This window comes from Gracilimonas sp., from assembly GCF_040218225.1.
Lineage (GTDB): Bacteria > Bacteroidota > Rhodothermia > Balneolales > Balneolaceae > Gracilimonas.
In genome coordinates, this window is the sequence record NZ_JAVJQO010000008.1 from 468444 (window position 1) to 485382 (window position 16939).

At 42.2% G+C, this 16939-nt stretch carries 15 protein-coding genes; 1 reads left to right on the plus strand and 14 read right to left on the minus strand.

Annotated elements, in window-relative coordinates; all coding sequences use genetic code 11:
- The 4 genes from rbfA to rimP are packed head-to-tail and all read right to left on the minus strand — an operon-like array spanning position 1 to position 5032.
- Positions 1 to 375, minus strand: a complete 375-nt coding sequence (rbfA, locus tag RIB15_RS13400; RefSeq protein ID WP_350202675.1) for a 30S ribosome-binding factor RbfA — start codon at positions 373 to 375, stop codon at positions 1 to 3.
- Positions 376 to 421: 46 nt separating this feature from the next.
- Positions 422 to 3241: a translation initiation factor IF-2 gene (gene infB / locus RIB15_RS13405; RefSeq protein ID WP_350202676.1), complete on the minus strand. Its 2820-nt coding sequence runs from the start codon at positions 3239 to 3241 to the stop codon at positions 422 to 424.
- Between the two features lie 57 nt (positions 3242 to 3298).
- On the minus strand, positions 3299 to 4555 hold the full coding sequence (gene nusA, locus RIB15_RS13410) for a transcription termination factor NusA (RefSeq protein WP_350202677.1): 1257 nt from the start codon (positions 4553 to 4555) through the stop codon (positions 3299 to 3301).
- Between the two features lie 12 nt (positions 4556 to 4567).
- A complete protein-coding gene (gene rimP, locus RIB15_RS13415; RefSeq protein WP_350202678.1) occupies positions 4568 to 5032 on the minus strand; it encodes a ribosome maturation factor RimP in 465 nt (154 codons plus the stop codon).
- 207 nt (positions 5033 to 5239) lie between these two features.
- Here rimP and RIB15_RS13420 point away from each other — a divergent pair, with 207 nt between their 5' ends.
- Complete coding sequence (locus tag RIB15_RS13420) at positions 5240 to 5731, plus strand: DUF192 domain-containing protein (protein ID WP_350202679.1); 492 nt, start codon at positions 5240 to 5242, stop codon at positions 5729 to 5731.
- A 7-nt stretch (positions 5732 to 5738) separates the two neighbouring features.
- Here RIB15_RS13420 and RIB15_RS13425 read toward each other — a convergent pair whose 3' ends face one another.
- The 10 genes from RIB15_RS13425 to RIB15_RS13470 form a co-directional block, all read right to left on the minus strand.
- Positions 5739 to 6032, minus strand: a complete 294-nt coding sequence (locus RIB15_RS13425) for a superoxide dismutase (RefSeq protein WP_350202680.1) — start codon at positions 6030 to 6032, stop codon at positions 5739 to 5741.
- Positions 6033 to 6084: 52 nt separating this feature from the next.
- Positions 6085 to 7107, minus strand: coding sequence for a class 1 fructose-bisphosphatase (gene fbp, locus RIB15_RS13430; protein ID WP_502881365.1), 1023 nt, complete (start codon positions 7105 to 7107; stop codon positions 6085 to 6087).
- 84 nt (positions 7108 to 7191) lie between these two features.
- Positions 7192 to 7788 (minus strand): dephospho-CoA kinase, encoded by a 597-nt coding sequence (coaE, locus tag RIB15_RS13435; RefSeq protein ID WP_350202682.1) that lies wholly within the window; start codon positions 7786 to 7788, stop codon positions 7192 to 7194.
- Positions 7789 to 7790: 2 nt separating this feature from the next.
- On the minus strand, positions 7791 to 9374 hold the full coding sequence (gene nadB, locus RIB15_RS13440) for an L-aspartate oxidase (RefSeq protein ID WP_350202683.1): 1584 nt from the start codon (positions 9372 to 9374) through the stop codon (positions 7791 to 7793).
- A protein-coding gene (prfB, locus tag RIB15_RS13445; protein WP_350202684.1) for a peptide chain release factor 2 occupies positions 9361 to 10471 on the minus strand; the annotation gives its coding sequence in 2 pieces (ribosomal slippage) (positions 9361 to 10404 and positions 10406 to 10471; 1110 coding nt in all). The genes nadB and prfB overlap by 14 nt, the downstream gene beginning before the upstream one ends.
- Before the next feature lie 17 nt (positions 10472 to 10488).
- Positions 10489 to 10758 carry a glycine zipper domain-containing protein gene (locus RIB15_RS13450; RefSeq protein ID WP_350202685.1) on the minus strand — a complete coding sequence of 90 codons (270 nt, stop codon included), beginning with the start codon at positions 10756 to 10758 and terminating at the stop codon, positions 10489 to 10491.
- Positions 10759 to 10919: 161 nt separating this feature from the next.
- A complete protein-coding gene (locus RIB15_RS13455) occupies positions 10920 to 12695 on the minus strand; it encodes an ABC transporter ATP-binding protein (RefSeq protein WP_350202686.1) in 1776 nt (591 codons plus the stop codon).
- Between the two features lie 12 nt (positions 12696 to 12707).
- Complete coding sequence (gene rnz, locus RIB15_RS13460) at positions 12708 to 13973, minus strand: ribonuclease Z (protein WP_350202687.1); 1266 nt, start codon at positions 13971 to 13973, stop codon at positions 12708 to 12710.
- A gap of 72 nt (positions 13974 to 14045) precedes the next feature.
- Entirely contained in the window at positions 14046 to 15788 is a 1743-nt protein-coding gene (locus RIB15_RS13465; RefSeq protein WP_350202688.1) for an ABC transporter ATP-binding protein, read from the minus strand.
- Positions 15789 to 15874: 86 nt separating this feature from the next.
- Entirely contained in the window at positions 15875 to 16906 is a 1032-nt protein-coding gene (locus RIB15_RS13470) for an NAD(P)/FAD-dependent oxidoreductase (RefSeq protein WP_350202689.1), read from the minus strand.
- Positions 16907 to 16939 lie beyond the last annotated feature (33 nt).

The following is a 16939-nucleotide window of genomic DNA, read 5'->3' on the forward strand; positions in this document are numbered from 1 at the left end:
CTAGTCTTCACTGGGTGAGTCAGGATCTTCTTCAGGAATATCAACCTTCTTAAGTAATTGCTCCATCTTGTTGACGTACTCAGCAGTATCGTCTTCATAAAAATGAAGTTCAGGAATTTTTCGAACCTGATTTTTTATTTTTGAAGCAAGATCATACCGAATCTCATCAATATGATCATCAATAAATTCATAAACCGGCTTATCATCGCGACCTGGAGAAAATACACTTAGGTATACTTTAGCGATGGAAAGGTCGTCCGTCATAACCACATTGGTAACGGTAACAAAGGTGCCACTTGGCTGATAAGATCGTTGAATGATTTGGCCGAGATCTCTTTTGATAACCGCGGCCAATCTTTCTGGTCTGAAACCCATAATCAGGTAAGTATAAAATTAGACTTCTGGTTCTGTCAGATATTGATTATCCGGCAGAATCTTCAAGAGTACGCTTCTGCTCAGTAATCTTGTAACTCTCAATCTGATCGCCAACCTTGATGTCGTTATATCCCTGGATACTGATACCACACTCGTATCCCGAGGTTACTTCTTTCACATCATCTTTGAATCGCTTGAGAGCATCAATTTCGCCGTCGTAAATCACAACACCGTCTCGAACAAGTCGGATTGGGTTATTTCGCTCAATCTTGCCTTCGGTTACATAACAACCGGCGATGGTACCTACTTTAGATACTTTGAAGATTTCACGAACATCCACAGTACCCATCATTTGCTCTTTAATTTCAGGTGATAATAATCCCTCAAGGGCATCACGAACTTCATCAACAGCATCATAAATAACGCTGAATAGTCGAATATCAATTTCTTCCGACTCAGCAAGTTTACGGGCACTTGTTGTTGGACGAACCTGGAAACCAATGATAATGGCATCGGATGCTGAAGCCAGCAGTACATCGGATTCTGAAATAGCTCCTGCTCCGGTATGGATAATGTTTACAGCAACTTCATCGGTACTCAATTTCTGGAGTGAACCGGAAAGCGCCTCAATAGAACCATCCACATCAGCTTTAATAATAATATTCAGTTCAGAAACCTCACCAAGAGCGAGTCGACGTGAAATATCGTCAAGCGTCATATGCTTGGTTGTACGCATGGCTTGCTCGCGGCGGATTTGCATTCGCTCGTTAGCAACTTCCTTGGCAAGCTTCTCATCTTCAGCTGCTACAAGTTTATCTCCGGCTTGTGGCATATCATCAAAGCCCATAAGCTGTACCGGCGTTGATGGGCCTGCTTCTTTGACGCGCTGACCGCGGTCATTTTCCATGGCTCGTACACGTCCAAAGCAAGGGCCAGCTACAAATGGGTCTCCAACTTTAAGCGTACCGCCCTGAACAAGGATATTGGATACAATACCTTTTCCTTTATCCAGGCGGGCTTCGAGTACAACACCATCTGCTCGTCGGTTCGGATTAGCCTTAAGTTCAAGTAGCTCTGCTTCAATAAGTACTTTCTCAAGCAGGTCTTCAATTCCTTGTCCGGTATGAGCCGAAACTTCAGCATACTGAACGTTACCGCCATATTCCTCAACAATTACATCATGCTCAGAAAGCTGGGTCTTAATTTTATCAGGATTCACACCTTCTTTATCCATCTTGTTGATGGCAACTACAATAGGTACGCCTGCTGCTTTAGCGTGATTAATCGCCTCTATGGTTTGCGGCATCACGGAATCATCAGCAGCAACTACCAGAATCACAATATCAGTAGCCTGTGCACCACGAGAACGCATAGCTGTAAAGGCTTCGTGACCGGGAGTATCCAGGAAGGTAATCTCATTTTCATTATGCACTACCTGATACGCACCAACGTGCTGGGTAATACCACCAGCCTCACCTGCTGCTACTTTCTCTTCACGGATATAATCAAGCAATGATGTTTTACCGTGATCAACGTGACCCATTACGGTTATAATCGGTGCGCGTGGTTTAAGATCTTCTTCTGCATCTTCCGGAATGGTAAGGTCTTCGTCCATCTCTTCAGCTTCAATGAACTTCACTTCTTTACCGTATTCTTCAGCCACCAATTCGATAGTACCGGCATCCAGTCGCTGATTAATCGTTATCATCAACCCGATAGACATGCAAACTGAAATAATATCGTTCACACCAACTCCAAGCAGATCTGCTAATTCATTCGCTGTAATAAACTCGGTTGTCTCAATAATATCAGATTCGAGTTCTTCGAGTTCCGCCTGCTTTTGCAGTTCCTCCTCACGTTCCTCTTTACGTTCCCGACGACGTTTCTGACGCTTACTACCCACCGTTTTAGAAGACTGCATCTTCTTCATGGTTTCGCGCATCATCTTGTCTACATCTGTTTCGTCAATTTCAGTCTTTTTCTTTCTCTTCTTACGAGTTTTCTTAGACTTATTATCTGAGTCAGATTTTGAACTTGAACTTGAACTTGAGCTTGAGCTGGAAGAATCATCGTCTTTACGATCCTTACGCCGTTTCCTCTTCTTACGAGGTTTTCGTTCGGTAGTAAATGACGCTTTACCTAATACTTTAGTTCCTTTTAGCTTACCGGCAGAGCCACGTATAACATCTTCATCTTCTTCATCGTCGCTGCTTTCTTTAGCTTCAGCCTGTTCCTCTTCTTCGTCTTGGTCTTCGTCGTCCTCTTCAGCTTCTTCATCTTCCTCTGCTTCGGCTGCTTTCTTAGCTTTTTCAGCTTCTTCTTTCTCTTTCTTAGCCTTGGCTTCTTCCTCAGCCTTTTTCCTGGCCTCTTCTTCCTTCTTCTTAGCTTCAGCTTCTTCTTTCTCTTTCTTAGCCTTCGCTTCAGCTTCTGCCTTTTTCTTGGCAGCTTTTTCTTCGGCTTCTTTGTCAGCCTCATCTTCTTCAACTTCATCGATAGGCTCTAAATCCAGATCATCTGAATCCCCATCGTCTTCAGGCTCCAGGCCTTCTGTCTCATCTTCTGGTTCAAGGCCAACTTCATCTTCTATAGGCTCCAAAACGTTTTCCAGGGTAACGCTGTCGTTACGCTGGTTCATCATCTGGCTTCGGCGGCTCTCATATTCTTCACGGGCTTTTTCGTGATCTGCACTCTTTGCCCGGTCTTCGCCATATACTTCATCCAGCGCCTCATACATTTCGGGCGTTATTTTGAAGTTAGGACGATTGGCTACGTCAAAACCATCTTCACTTAAAGTATCTACAATGCTTTGTGTAGACACATTAAACTCGGATGCTACTTTAAATAATGGTTTGGGTCTTTTAGACATATAGAATATTTGAATGTGAGCTTGTTAAACTAAGAATTTTTAAATGGAATTGCCGACTTAAGCCTCGTCTTCGAATTCGTAGGCAATTACACTCATAATCTTCTCAGCAAGCTCGGGATCTATTTCTTCGTTCGTTCTGCTTACTAATTCATCTGCATCTAGTTCTAGTACTGCGCGTGCAGTGTCGCAGCCGATGTCGTGAAGCATTTGGATTACATCCGCACCGAAATCTACTTCAAATTCATCGATGTCGATATCATCTTCAGCTTCTACTTCACGATAAACATCGATTTCCACTTCAGCCAGCTTGGAAGCAAGGCGAATATTTACACCTCCCTTACCAATGGCTTTGGATACTTCATCAGCAGGAACCAATACATTGGCGTGCTTGGCTTCTTCGTTCAATTCAACCTTTAATACTTCTGCAGGCTGAAGTGCACGTTTGATAAACTCAATTTTATCTGGGGTGAAGTTAATTACATCAATATTCTCATTTTGCAGCTCGCGTACGATGGCATGAATTCGAATTCCCTTCATACCTACGCAGGCTCCTACCGGGTCAACACGTTCATCGTGTGAGAGAACCGCAACTTTGGAACGATCGCCCGGAGCACGTGCAATGCGCACCAATTCAATAATACCGTCAAATACTTCCGGTATCTCATTTTCAAATAGTCGCTCTAAAAATAACTCTGATGTTCTCGAGATTATAACCGTTGGGTTCCCGTTACGCATATGAACTCCCGTAACAACAGCACGGATGGTATCCCCTTTGCGATAACGATCTTTGTAAATCTGTTCACTTTTCGGAAGCAACAGTTCAACACCATTATGGTTTACAAGAATGTCTTTGTTATGACGTACCTGATATACATCCCCGAGAATAATCTCTCCTACGCGGTCGGTGTAATCTTCATAAATGTTATCTTTTTCAATCTCCCGGATGCGCTGAGCCAACTGCTGTCGAGCCATGGTAACTGCCCTTCTTCCAAAGTCAGTAATTTGTATTTCCTGAGCTAACTCATCATATAATTCAATATCAGGATCTACTTTTTGAGCATCTTCCAGTGTAATTTCAGCTACTTCGTCTGTCAGCTCGTCAGCAGGAACTACTTCCTGAACGTGCAAAATCTGTATTTCTCCCCGGTCTGCATTCAGGATTACCTCAAATGCATCGTCTGACTCATATTTTTTGCGAATCATAGTGCGAAAAACATCTTCCAGAATAGAAAGAAGCATATCGCGGTCAATGCCTTTCTCGTGTGCAATTTCGGCAAACGAGGAGATAATCTGTTTTGATAATTCGTTTTGCATCAGTATAGCTTATTAAATTACGGGGATTATTTTGGTTTCAACGATGTTTTCAAACGGAATCTGAGTTTCTTTTTCCTCTTCGTCCGTTATAGCAACTACTTCGTCTTCAATGCCGGTGATGACTCCTTCAATTTTTTTATACTCACCGTCTGTACTTTTGAATTTGATAGTGGCAACACGACCTTCATTTTTTTTGTATTGCCTTTTGTCGCTAAGCGGACGGCTCAATCCGGGTGAAGACACATTCAGACGATATTTTTTATCAAAAAGCTCATGAGCTTCAATCAAAAAACCGAGTTCACGACTTATTTCAGAGCAATGATCAACATTGACTCCGCCTTCTTCAGTGTCCAATAAAACCCAAACTTCAGTCTGGCCAGAATGTGTTTTTAATTCCACATCTACCACAAATAAATTGTGCTCTTCTGTAAGAGGAGCTGCTAAGTCCTTAATATTTTGGATGATATCTAATTGCATTTCTATCAAATTCTGAAACAAAAAAAAGCGAGTGCCTTGCGACGCTCACTGCTTTCCAAAGGTAGCTCTATTTCGTCTAAATTTCAATGAAACAAAACGATTGAAGATAGATTCATTTTTGGATTAAGTCTTTTTGGAGTTAATTTCCTGACTGCCTGAAAAAATAAACTCAGCAAAGTACATCTTCCAACACGACATTTACTATTCATGAAATATCCATTCCGAGCATACTATTTCCGCCTGTTCCTTTGTTCTATTATGTTTTTTTCATGTTCACAGAAAAGCTCTGATGAAAAGAACCCTACTACCAACAAGGGACGTCAGCTTGATCTAGTTAAAGAGGTTAAATTCTTAACTGCCGATGGCAAAGAAATATCTACGGTAAGTGTAGCACTTGCAGATGAACCTGAAGAGCGCAATCAGGGGCTTATGGATGTAAAAGAAATGGCTTCTGATGCCGGCATGCTCTTTATTTTCCCTGATGAGCAGCCCCGCAGTTTTTATATGGCTAACACCCCTTTACCCCTGGATATCATTTTTGTGAATGCGGACAGCACTATTGTAAGAATTCATCACAACACCACTCCTTTTAACAGTGAACAACTTCCCTCCGATAAACCTGCAAAATTTGTAGTAGAAACCAATGCTGGTTATTGTATCTCAAATGATATTCAGGAAGGAATGAGAATTCGCTTCTAAAGCCGGCTTATTCTTTTTCAAACAAGCGCTCGTATCCATGATATGGTCGCAGGGGAATCAGTTCAAAAGAAATCAGCCCTTTTTGAACCAAAGGCAGCGCCGATAGTTTCTCTTGGGCTTCCTCTACATCTTTACATTCCAGGATAAGCACAGCTTCCGGTTTATCAGCCCGGAAATACATTTCCCTGATTACCCCTTCTTTGTACAATTCCCAACCTTGTCGTGCTTCATCCCGCAGATGAGGAACAAAGTCTCTCTTCGACAATCCCGAGGATTCTTTTTGGATAGCTATAATTCTCATCGAGTTTATTTTGATTACAAATCAATCAGAAGAAAAGAAATCAGCTGTTTATCTACTGTTCAACAGCTGCGTACTCCTCCAGGAAATCCATCACTGTCTGCACATTCTGTTTTGAACCAATATAAATCGGTGTTTGCTGGTGAATGGATTCAGGTTGTAATTCCATAATGCGCGTATGCCCATCAGTAGCCATACCGCCTGCTTGTTCAATAATGAAACTAAGCGGATTACATTCGTACATCAGTCGCAGTTTACCATTTGGATACCTTTTGCTGTGCGGATAGATAAAGATTCCACCCTTCACCAACGTTCGGTGAATATCAGCTACCATAGAACCTATATACCTTGCCGAATACGGACGATTAGTTTCAGGATCTTCCTCCTGACAGTATTTTATGTATTTTTTAAGCCCTAAATCCCATGAATTATAGCTGCCTTCATTGATACTATAAATAGGACCGTGTTCCGGCATTTTCAGTCCGCGATCACTAAGAATAAACTCCCCGATACTTGGATCGAGGGTGAAAATGGAGACTCCTAAACCGGTTGTATATGCTAAAATGGTACTGGAACCATATAACACATATCCAGCAGCTACCTGACGGACGCCGGGCTGCAGGGCATCTTCTTCACGAACGGCTGGATCAAAACGGGGCTCTTTCATATAAACTGAAAAAATACTCCCTATAGATACATTAACATCAATGTTGGATGAACCATCTAGTGGATCCAAATAAACGATATATTTTCCACCCTTACTCCCCAATTTTACAACCCCGTCATTTTCTTCTGAAATAACCATGCAGGTGATCAAAGACCTGTCGAGTGCTGAAATAAGCTGCTGATCTGCGAAAAGATCCAGTTTCTTTACAGACTCTCCATGAATATTTGTTGACCCGTCGTACCCGAGAATATTGGTAATTCCTGCTTTATTGACTTCGCGGGAAATAATCTTGGCTGCCAGACCTATATCTCTTAGTAATTGCGAAAGTTCTCCTGTTGCCCCTGGAAACCTGTTTTGTGATTGAATGATGTATTCTTCTAAGGTTACCAATCTTGATTCTTTAGTACTCACCATGATCTATTATGTGTTTGGAAGCGCTTTTCTGGAAGATAAGGATGTTTTCAAGAAAAAATCTTCTGCTTTTTAAAATTCTAATTAGTCCATCATTTTGATCTTTTTGTAAATCTCTCTCGCTTTATCCTTTAACTCATTGATCGTACCATCATTCAAAACTACAAAATCAGCAAGATGAGTTAACGATTCAAAATCGGGCTGTTTGGTCATTCTGTTCTGTATCTCTTTTACTGAGGCTTGATCCCGTTCTGAAGTTCTCTCAATTCGTTTATCTTCATCGGCCGTCACAATGATAACATAGTCCAATTCTTTTGACCGCCCGTTTTTCAACAAAATGGCTGCCTCTTTAGCAAAGATTTCAAGCCCGGCTTTTTCTTTTTCTTCAGCCAGTTCTGCTGCCCGTTTCCAGAGTACAGGATGGACCAATTCGTTTAATTCTTCGACCCTGCCCTTCTCAAATGCTTCTTGTGCAAGGTATTTTCGGTTTAGGTCATTTTTTGAATCATATGCTTCTTTTCCGAAAGTCCTGGTGATCTTTTTCCGAAGCTCTTCATCTTCCTGCATCAGTTTTTTAGCAAAGTCATCCGCATAAAGTACAAAAGCCCCGAGCTTTTCCCACTCTTTACAAAAAGTGGTTTTACCTGAACCGATTCCTCCGGTGATGCCAACTCTAATCATGTCTAAATCACTGTGGTTATTTTCTGTTCGGAGGTTTCCGGATAGTCGGTTGTATAATGCAGGCCACGGCTTTCTTTGCGTTGCATAGCTGATCTCACAATCAGATAACCTACACAAACCAGGTTTCGTAGTTCACACAAGGGTACACTTACTTTGGTTCGGTGATAAAAGTCTTCTGTTTCCTTATAAAGCAATTCAGTCCGGCGAGCGGCTCTTTCAAGCCTTAGGTCGCTACGTACAATGCCCACATAATTCCACATCACCTGCCGTAGTTCCTGTCTGTTATGAGAAACCAGCACCCACTCTTCGGTATTGGCAGTACCGCTTTCATCCCATTCCGGGATATCCTCATTAAAATCCAGCTCTTTAAAAAATTGAACCGAACGTTGAAAGGCACGATCAGCAAAAACAAGTGACTCCAACAGACTATTCGAAGCCAGACGGTTTGCCCCATGCAGACCTGTACAAGCTGTTTCACCACAGGCAAATAATCGGTCTATTGTGGTTTGTCCATCCAAATCTGTGGCTACACCGCCACAGGTATAATGAGTTGCAGGAACTACAGGAATCTGATCTTTCGTAATATCAATGCCGAATTTAAGACAAGTATCATAAATCGTTGGAAACTCTTCTTTGACTTCCTCAGCATTTAAATACATTACGTCGAGAAATACGTGGTCATCTCCCCTCTTTTTAAGCTGATCATCGATAGCGCGTGCTACTATATCACGGGGAGCTAATTCTTTGCGCTTATCGTACTTCTCCATAAAAGCCTCCCCGGCTGAGTTCCGTAGTATTCCTCCAAAACCACGTACAGCCTCGGAAATAAGAAATGAACCAGCTTCAGGAATAGCCAAGCTAGTAGGATGAAACTGAACAAACTCCATATTCTCGATCCGGGCTTTAGCCCGATAAGCCATTGCAATGCCATCTCCCGTGGCTACAGGTGGATTGGTTGTATGAAGATAAACTTCTCCTGCTCCTCCTGATGCCAAAATGGTGACCTTAGCAAGCATCCGTTTAACCTGATCAGCTTTTTCATCTAATACATAAGCCCCGAAACAATGGATCTTGTCCAGGGTTTTAACTTTTTGTCCCAGATGGTGCTCCGTCAAAAGCTCCATCGCAAAATGGTGCTCAAAAATCTCAATATTTGGATGGTTCCGAGCCTGATTAACCATAACCGAGGCTATCTCAAAGCCGGTAGCATCAGCTGCATGCACAATACGATTTTCAGAGTGACCTCCTTCCCGGCCTAAATCAAGCTCTCCATTCTTATGGGTGAACTGTACACCGTAATCGATTAATTCCTGAATAAGTCGTGGTCCTTCCTTGACAACCAGCTCTACAGCTTCCTGATTACATAACCCTGCACCTGCATCCAATGTATCTGAAATATGCTTTTCGAAAGAATCATGTTTGTTGAGGACTCCGGCAATACCACCCTGGGCATAGGCGGTGTTAGCCTCCATCATTTCTTTCTTGGTTACTATTGCTACGGTTCCGTGTTCAGCTGCCTTCAGCGCGAAGGTGAGCCCGGCAATACCACTGCCAATCACGAGGAAATCGTAGCTAAACTTCGGCATCCTGTAAGAGATAAGCTTTTATGAATTCGTCCAGATCGCCATCCATCACCCCACTTACATCACTGGTTTCGTAGTTAGTGCGGTGATCTTTTACGCGTTGGTCATCAAAAACATAGCTGCGGATTTGTGATCCCCATTCATTTTTGCTTTTAGAGCCTTCCAGCTTGGCCTTTTCTGCTTCCTGAATCTCTTTTTCAAGCTCATATATTCGTGACTTTAACAGTACCATGGCTTTTTCACGGTTCTGAAGCTGAGAACGCTCCTGTTGACACTCAGCCACCACACGTTCGATTCTTCCGTCAGAAAGTTCCCCTTCCCACACTAACCGAACTCCTGTTTCTACCTTATTAACATTCTGACCACCAGCACCACTTGAGTGAAAACGCTGCAGCTCAACATCACTTTCGTTGATATTGACTTCAATCGTATCATCAATCAGGGGAGCTACAAAAACTGAGCAGAAGGAAGTATGCCGGCGGGCATTGCTATCAAATGGAGAAACACGAACAAGGCGGTGTACACCACTTTCGGCTTTTAAAAACCCATAGGCATTATCGCCCTGCACCTCGATAGTTGCACTCTTAAGTCCGGCAACATCGCCATCCTGATAATCGACCACGGAAACTTTGAAGCCTGCTTTATCAGCCCAGCGGGTATACATGCGGTATAGCATTTCGCCCCAATCCTGACTTTCAGTTCCACCGGCACCAGGATTGAATGTCACAATCGCATCGCGGTGGTCATCGGGGCCGCTCAGCATATTTTTGAGCTCCATCGCCTCCAGGGCTTTTTCGAGCTTTTTGTACTCAGCTTTGATATCGTCCTCAACATCCTCACCCATTTCCTGGAACTCAAGGTATACATTGATGCTTTCCCGGAGATCATTCAGGTTATCCCAGCCTTCAACCAAACTCTTTTCATGATTTAGCTTTTTCATAACGGCCTGAGCTTTATCAGGGTCGTTCCAGAAGTTTGGATCCTGGGTTTGTTCAGTAAGTTCTATTATTCGGACTTTTCTTTTTTCGTAGTCAAAGATACCCCCTGAGCGCGTCCACTCGCTCGTAGAGTTCATTTAGGTGATCTGTATTTATTGCCATCTGTGTAATTGAATTTTTTATTTACCGCCTTTAGTAAGCAGCGCGCCAATCAATAGCCCGGCTACAAAGGCAATACCCAGTCCCTGTTCAGGGTGCGCTCGCACATATCTTCGGGCATTTCGATACTCATGCTTAAGTTCTCGTTCCAGACCGTCCCGCTCATACTTCAGACGATCCAGTAATACATCGTATGTTTCTTCTGCTTTATTTTGAAGAGCCTCAGTTGTATCATAAATAGTCTCTTCGATATCTCTTTTGGTCTTTGAATTTTTCTTTGATGCAGCCATAATATTACCTCTTTTGTTTATCAGAAAATACAAATTCGAATGCAAAATATTAGTGTGATTTACTTGCTAAATAAATCATTTATTAAGAATAAACAGCCTTAATTTTCACTTGTTCCATTCAGGTTAAAACATCAAATATTTTTATAAAACAGAGAGGTAATTCAACCTGTTACAAGCTGATCTTTGTATTGAAGTTCGTACAGTTTTTTATAAATACCCTTCTCTTGAAGAATAAGCTCCTGGTGGCTGCCAGACTCACGGATTTCACCTTTGTGCATTACTAAAATTCGGTCAGCATGCTGGATGGTTGAAAGTCGATGAGCAACAACTATGGAGGTTCTTCCTTCCATCATCAGTTTGCTCGACTCTGTTACCAAAGCTTCTGTTTCGGAATCCACACTAGAAGTCGCTTCATCCAATATCAGGATTTCAGGATTGTAAACGAGTGCCCGAACAAAGCAAATCAATTGCCGCTGCCCCATCGACAAAGATGCTCCTCTTTCCTGAAGAACATAATCATACGTATCGGGCAGTTTTTCGATGAATCGATGGGCTTCTACCTTATGCGCAGCTCCAATCACTTGCTCTTTGGTTATTCCAGGATGACCCAAAGTAATATTATCAAAAATGGATCCCGAAAATAGCGCATTGTCTTGTAAAACCAGACCAAAATGAGACCGCAAATCATGGAGTGTCAAATCCCTGATATCGACTCCATCCAGTTTTATACTGCCTTCCTGAATATCATAGAACCTCATCAGAAGGTTAATAATAGTGGTTTTTCCAGCCCCTGTAGCTCCTACAAGAGCAATATCATCTCCGGGTTCAGCTACAAATGAAATGTCTTTGAGAATCCATTCTTCATCTTCGTTGTATTTAAACCAAACGTTTTCAAATTCAATTTTGCCCTGTGGGTTTTCAATCTGCTTCGGGTTATCCGTCTCTTTTACTTTAGTTTCTGTATCCAGCACACTGAATATCCGTTCTGATGAAGCCAGTGCCGATTGAAGCGTATTAAACTTTTCAGACAATCCCTGAATAGGGCGGAAAAACTGACGGGCGTACTGAATAAAAGCAACCAACACCCCAAAGGTCACGCCATCCATCAGTGCTCTTGCACCGCCATACCAAACAATCAGTGCCATAGCCAAACTGGCGGTTACTTCAACAATGGGCCAAAAAATAGCAAAGTAGAAAATAGTTTCGATGTAGGCGTCACGATGACCTGCATTTATTTTCTTAAACTTCTCTTGCTGCTTCTCCTCCCGGTTGAAAAGCTGAACCACATCCATCCCGTTAATGTGTTCCTGAACAAAGGAATTCAGCTGAGCGATTTTGTCCCGGACTTCTAAAAAAGTAACGCGAACCTTGGCCTTGAACCAGAAAGTGGCATAGAATAGAATGGGAAGAACTGTGAGGGTAACCAGTGTTAGCTCCCAATTCATACTAAACATAAAGTAGAGAATAAAAATGATCCGGAACATATCCCCGATTATCGTAACCACCCCATCTGATAAAAGCTCACTTAAGGCTTCGATATCACTTGTGGTTCGGGTGATTAAACGCCCAATCGGATTTTTATCAAAGAACTGAACGTTTAGTGTCTGGATCTTTTTGAAAACCGTATTACGGAGGGAATAAAGAGAATTTTGGCCAAACCAGCGGGTCAGGTAGGTATTGAATACCAATAATATAAACTCACCAAGCAAGGCCCCTGCCAGTAAGGTGATAATCCACCATAAACCTTCAAAATCATCCGTAGCGATGTATTCATCAACGGCAATTTGGGTAAGCTTAGGGCGTATAGTCCCCAGGTAGGAAGCCGAAAGTGTAAGCCCTATTGCAAGTAGTACATACCCTCGATAGGGTTTTAGAAAAAAATAAAGCCGCCGAATCAGAGTGGTATCGACGGCTTCAGAGTTTGATTTGTTGCTCAAAACTTATCTTAATTAAAATCTGTCAAAGTCATCATAGGAAGATCTTGGAGTGATCTTCCGCCTTGAGTTTGAGTCAGAGTCATCTTTTTTATCTTTAATATTTGCGCTGTACGTGCTGCTACCATATGTCTTGCGCTTATAATTACTGCCACTACCAGAACGATTTGAGCTGCTGCTTCGGTTCCCGCGGGAACTACTTTTACTGCGGCTGGAACTTCCGCCTTTTCGGCTTCTGAAGTTTTTCTTTCCTCCGCCCTTGCTGCTCTTTCGTCCTTTGTAGTTTTTACTTCCTCCACTACCTCCAGATTTTTTATTCAGCTCATTGAGCTCAACTTTTGGAGTTATGATACCACGCTCATGTGTTGGGTCAGTGAAAATAGGTCTTAATTCATTTGCCAGCCATGCCGGATAAAATCCATCACGCGCCTCTTGCAGTAAGTCGTGTGCATTGGTATACCGGGCTGAGAAATGCCCAATAACAAGCAGTTTAGTTTGAGCCTCAGTAGCCACACGTGCTGCATCAGCTGTTGAAGAATGGCCGGTTTCACTGGCTTTATCATTTAAGTCCTTACCAAAAGTTGCCTCGTGATAAAGAATGTTGGTGTTCATTGCCAGCTTCACCGCATTGGGAGTATATTCGGTATCGGTAACATATGCGAAACTATCTCCCGGCCGGGGATGTCCTACGATATCGTGTGACTTTACAACCGTTCCGTCATCAAGCGTGACATCTTCTCCATCTTTAAGAGCTTTGTATTGCTCATCTTTTGAGATGCCCATTTTTTCCGCTTTTTCAGCATCAACTTTGCCCGGACGATCTTTTTCCTGGAACCGGAAACCGACGCAAAACTTTGTATGTTTTAATGGACGAGCTTCCACATAATACTCGTCAGCATCAAATACGCGGTCTACTTCAATATCTTCCTCAATTTCATGAAAGTTGATTTCATAAACCGGATCGATTTCCGAGAATTTAAGATTCCATTCTACATATTCTTTTATGCCTTTTGGTCCAACAATAGTCAGGGGCTTATCCCGGCGTTGAAGTTGCAGGGTTGCCAATAAGCCAAGCAAGCCTGAAAAGTGATCAACATCAAAATGTGAAATAAAAATGGCTTCTATTTTCGAACGCTTTATTCCTGCCTGTAACATGCGCATTTGAGCATTTTCACCGCAATCGAAAAGGAATACACTTCCTTCTCTCCATAAAGCTACTGAGGGTAAGTGTCTGACGGCTGTTGGGGTTGCCGAAGCTACTCCTAAAGGTACTACAATCATTTTTCTGATCTCCCGTAATGTATGTTTCTTTAGTGGGGCGTTGCTTTCATACAATTGGCCCCGTTTGATTATTTATATTTCTGCCAATTCTTGTTCTAGTATTTGCTTGTTGTACATGGCGGTATACCTGCCATCTTTAGCCAACAATTCTTCATGGGTGCCTTTTTCTACTATTTGTCCTTCTTCAATGTAATAGATTTTATCTGCATCTTTAATAGTAGAAATCCGATGGCTAATCATGATGGTTGTACGTCCGCTTAACTCTTGCCTGAGGTGTCTTAAAATTGCGTCCTCTGTTTTTGTATCTACTGCACTCAGCGAATCATCAAAAATTAAAATTCTGGGGTCTTTAATCAGTGCTCTTGCTATCGCTGTCCTTTGCTTTTGACCACCTGACAATGTGATACCCCTCTCGCCAAGCATAGTCTTAAATTTTTTCTCAAAATCCAAAATATTCTCTTTTACCTGCGCTTTTTCTGCAGCAGTTTCAATCTGGCTTTCTGATGCGTTATCTACCCCAAAGGCGATATTTTCTCCAATGGTATCAGAAAATAAAAATGTTTCCTGAGGAACAAAACCGATAGCTTCTCTTAAACGACCCAGCGACCAGTTTTTTATGTTAACACCATCCAGCTTTATTTCTCCTTCTGTTGGATCAAAAAGGCGGGGTATGAGCTGGACAAGACTTGTTTTTCCTGAACCGGTTCGTCCAACAATAGCAATATTTTCTCCGGGCTTGATGTCAAAACTGATATTCTGAAGCACCATCTCTTCTGTATCAGGATATTTAAATCCTACATTTTTAAACTCAATATGCCCTTCAACCGCCTGATCTATTTGCTCTTCTGAGTTTTTGATTTCAACTGGCTCATTCATTAATTCTTCAATACGGTTCCATGATGCCAAAGAGCGCTGAAAACGATTTGTTGTATATCCTAAAGCTGCAACCGGCCAAATCAGATAGGCCACATATATCAAAAATTCGGCGATGTTACCAACGGTGATGGTTCCTGCTATAACCATCTCTCCACCCTTCCAAATTACAATCAACAATGAAATCCCAATCAGAAAGTTTAAAGCCGGATGAAACATAGACTCGATCATGTCCAGACGAAGCTTTTTCTTGCGATAGTTTTCACTTTCTACCTCAAACAGCTTTTGTTCGTTGTCTATGCGATTATATGCCTTAATAAGTCTTATAGCAGAGAAGGTCTCCTTCGCACGTCCCGCTAATGAAGAATACTGTTCCTGAATGATGGTCGAATGAGTGTGGATAAAGCCGGTAATCCAGTAAGCAAAAATTGAGATTAGAGGAAGTGGAATCAATGCCCATAGAGTAAGTGCTGGATTCACTAAAAACATCATGGTTAACACAAAACCAGCTCTTGTAATGGTGTTGATACTGTACATAATAACCGGTCCGTAGTAGTCACGAACTTTCCCCACATCTTCAGTAGCACGTACATAGGTTTCTCCGGAAGAATTCTCTGCAAAATAGCGCTGGGGAAGCTTCATAAGCTTTTCAACAATATCATTGCGGATATCGAACTCTACTCTTCTGGAAGTGACAATCAGTGTTTGCCGGGTTGCAAAAAGGAGGACTCCGTACATCACCACGGCTCCAATCAGGATTAGCGAATTCGTGGCTAAAAGCTTTGAAGCTTCAGTGGTGAAGAGAGTTTGGATGATACTTGAAGGCACATCAAAACCCTGCTCTCCCATTCTTTCAACCTCATCCATGGTTTGCCGGATGAGCACAGGAATCCACACAAGGAATGCATTTGATGCAGTCAGAAAGAGGGCACCCAGTATCATCGTGCCCTTGTACTTTTCCAGGTACTTGTTAAGTTGCTTTATAGCACCCAAACCTTATCCGGTTTAATGGCTTTAAATTTGATTTTTTAGTCAGCGTATTGTTTAACCCAGTGTTTTCCGAGCTTCAATCCTGAAAGGTATGCCGATTCAACGGTGTTACCATTCATATAAGCACCAACCAAAGCTAATGGTGTGTCGTTTCCTTTTATTTCCATAAAATCATGTGGAAGTGGATTTATTGCCCGGCTGTATCTCCAGAAATGTAGTTGTTTCCAATCAGCAAGTGCAGCCCACCCGCCTAAAACTTCGGTCAGGCGTTCTGTAATTAATTCTTCAACAGCTTCCCGATTGCTGTGAATATGTTGTTTCGCAAATTCTGAAGTCGTGTGAACCACCAACGTTTTCACACTACCTTCTGTCCTCTTTGTATTTTCATTGGAGATGAACTCAATAATATCATCATCACAATCCAGAGCATTCCATTCCGGCATATCTGCATTTTCAAAGCCGGCCAATAACGCAAATTGCGATTCATATTCCACTTCATCGATTTCACGTACCAGCTTCAATGTCTCAATTTCGTCTATGGTTGTATTCAGCAAAGCATAAGCCTGGCGTGCAGGAGCTGATATGATAACGGCATCAGCACTCTCTGTGAGAGCTGTTGGAAAGTTTAGCATCCAACTTTTCTTTTTGCGCCGATTTTCACCGATATGAGTCAGGCCGCCCACTTTTTCATTGAGACGTATATCTAAATTTCGACCCAGATATTTTCCAATGGTATTCATCCCTTTTGGAGCGTAGTAGTATGGTGATTCATTTTCTCTAAAAGTGATTTTACCATTCGAGTTTCGATTAGCAAACTTGCCTTCCCAGGTTGTAATAATCTCTTTACCCGCAAGTTCGCTGATTAGTTTTTTGAACTCAGGAGCTTCTGCTGTAAAGAACGAAACGCCATGATCAAGCTTTTGGGTATTTTTATTACCCGCATATCGTGTCGCCAGCCTTCCTCCGTAGCCACCACTTTTCTCGTACACTACTACTTCATGCCCGGCATTTGCTAATTCTCGTCCGGCTGTTAATCCCGAGATTCCCGCTCCTATAACCGCAATCTTCATTTCTTATCTTTTTTAACTCTTACACAAAAACTA

Coding starts and splice junctions, on each gene's coding strand:
- RIB15_RS13425 (WP_350202680.1), bottom strand. CDS start 6,032: ATGAGAATTATAGCTATCCAAAAAGAATCCTCGGGATTGTCGAAGAGA.
- RIB15_RS13450 (WP_350202685.1), bottom strand. CDS start 10,758: ATGGCTGCATCAAAGAAAAATTCAAAGACCAAAAGAGATATCGAAGAG.
- nusA (WP_350202677.1), bottom strand. CDS start 4,555: ATGCAAAACGAATTATCAAAACAGATTATCTCCTCGTTTGCCGAAATT.
- rimP (WP_350202678.1), bottom strand. CDS start 5,032: ATGCAATTAGATATCATCCAAAATATTAAGGACTTAGCAGCTCCTCTT.
- RIB15_RS13465 (WP_350202688.1), bottom strand. CDS start 15,788: ATGATACTGGGTGCCCTCTTTCTGACTGCATCAAATGCATTCCTTGTG.
- rnz (WP_350202687.1), bottom strand. CDS start 13,973: ATGATTGTAGTACCTTTAGGAGTAGCTTCGGCAACCCCAACAGCCGTC.
- infB (WP_350202676.1), bottom strand. CDS start 3,241: ATGTCTAAAAGACCCAAACCATTATTTAAAGTAGCATCCGAGTTTAAT.
- RIB15_RS13470 (WP_350202689.1), bottom strand. CDS start 16,906: ATGAAGATTGCGGTTATAGGAGCGGGAATCTCGGGATTAACAGCCGGA.
- rbfA (WP_350202675.1), bottom strand. CDS start 375: ATGGGTTTCAGACCAGAAAGATTGGCCGCGGTTATCAAAAGAGATCTC.
- nadB (WP_350202683.1), bottom strand. CDS start 9,374: ATGCCGAAGTTTAGCTACGATTTCCTCGTGATTGGCAGTGGTATTGCC.
- coaE (WP_350202682.1), bottom strand. CDS start 7,788: ATGATTAGAGTTGGCATCACCGGAGGAATCGGTTCAGGTAAAACCACT.
- RIB15_RS13420 (WP_350202679.1), top strand. CDS start 5,240: ATGAAATATCCATTCCGAGCATACTATTTCCGCCTGTTCCTTTGTTCT.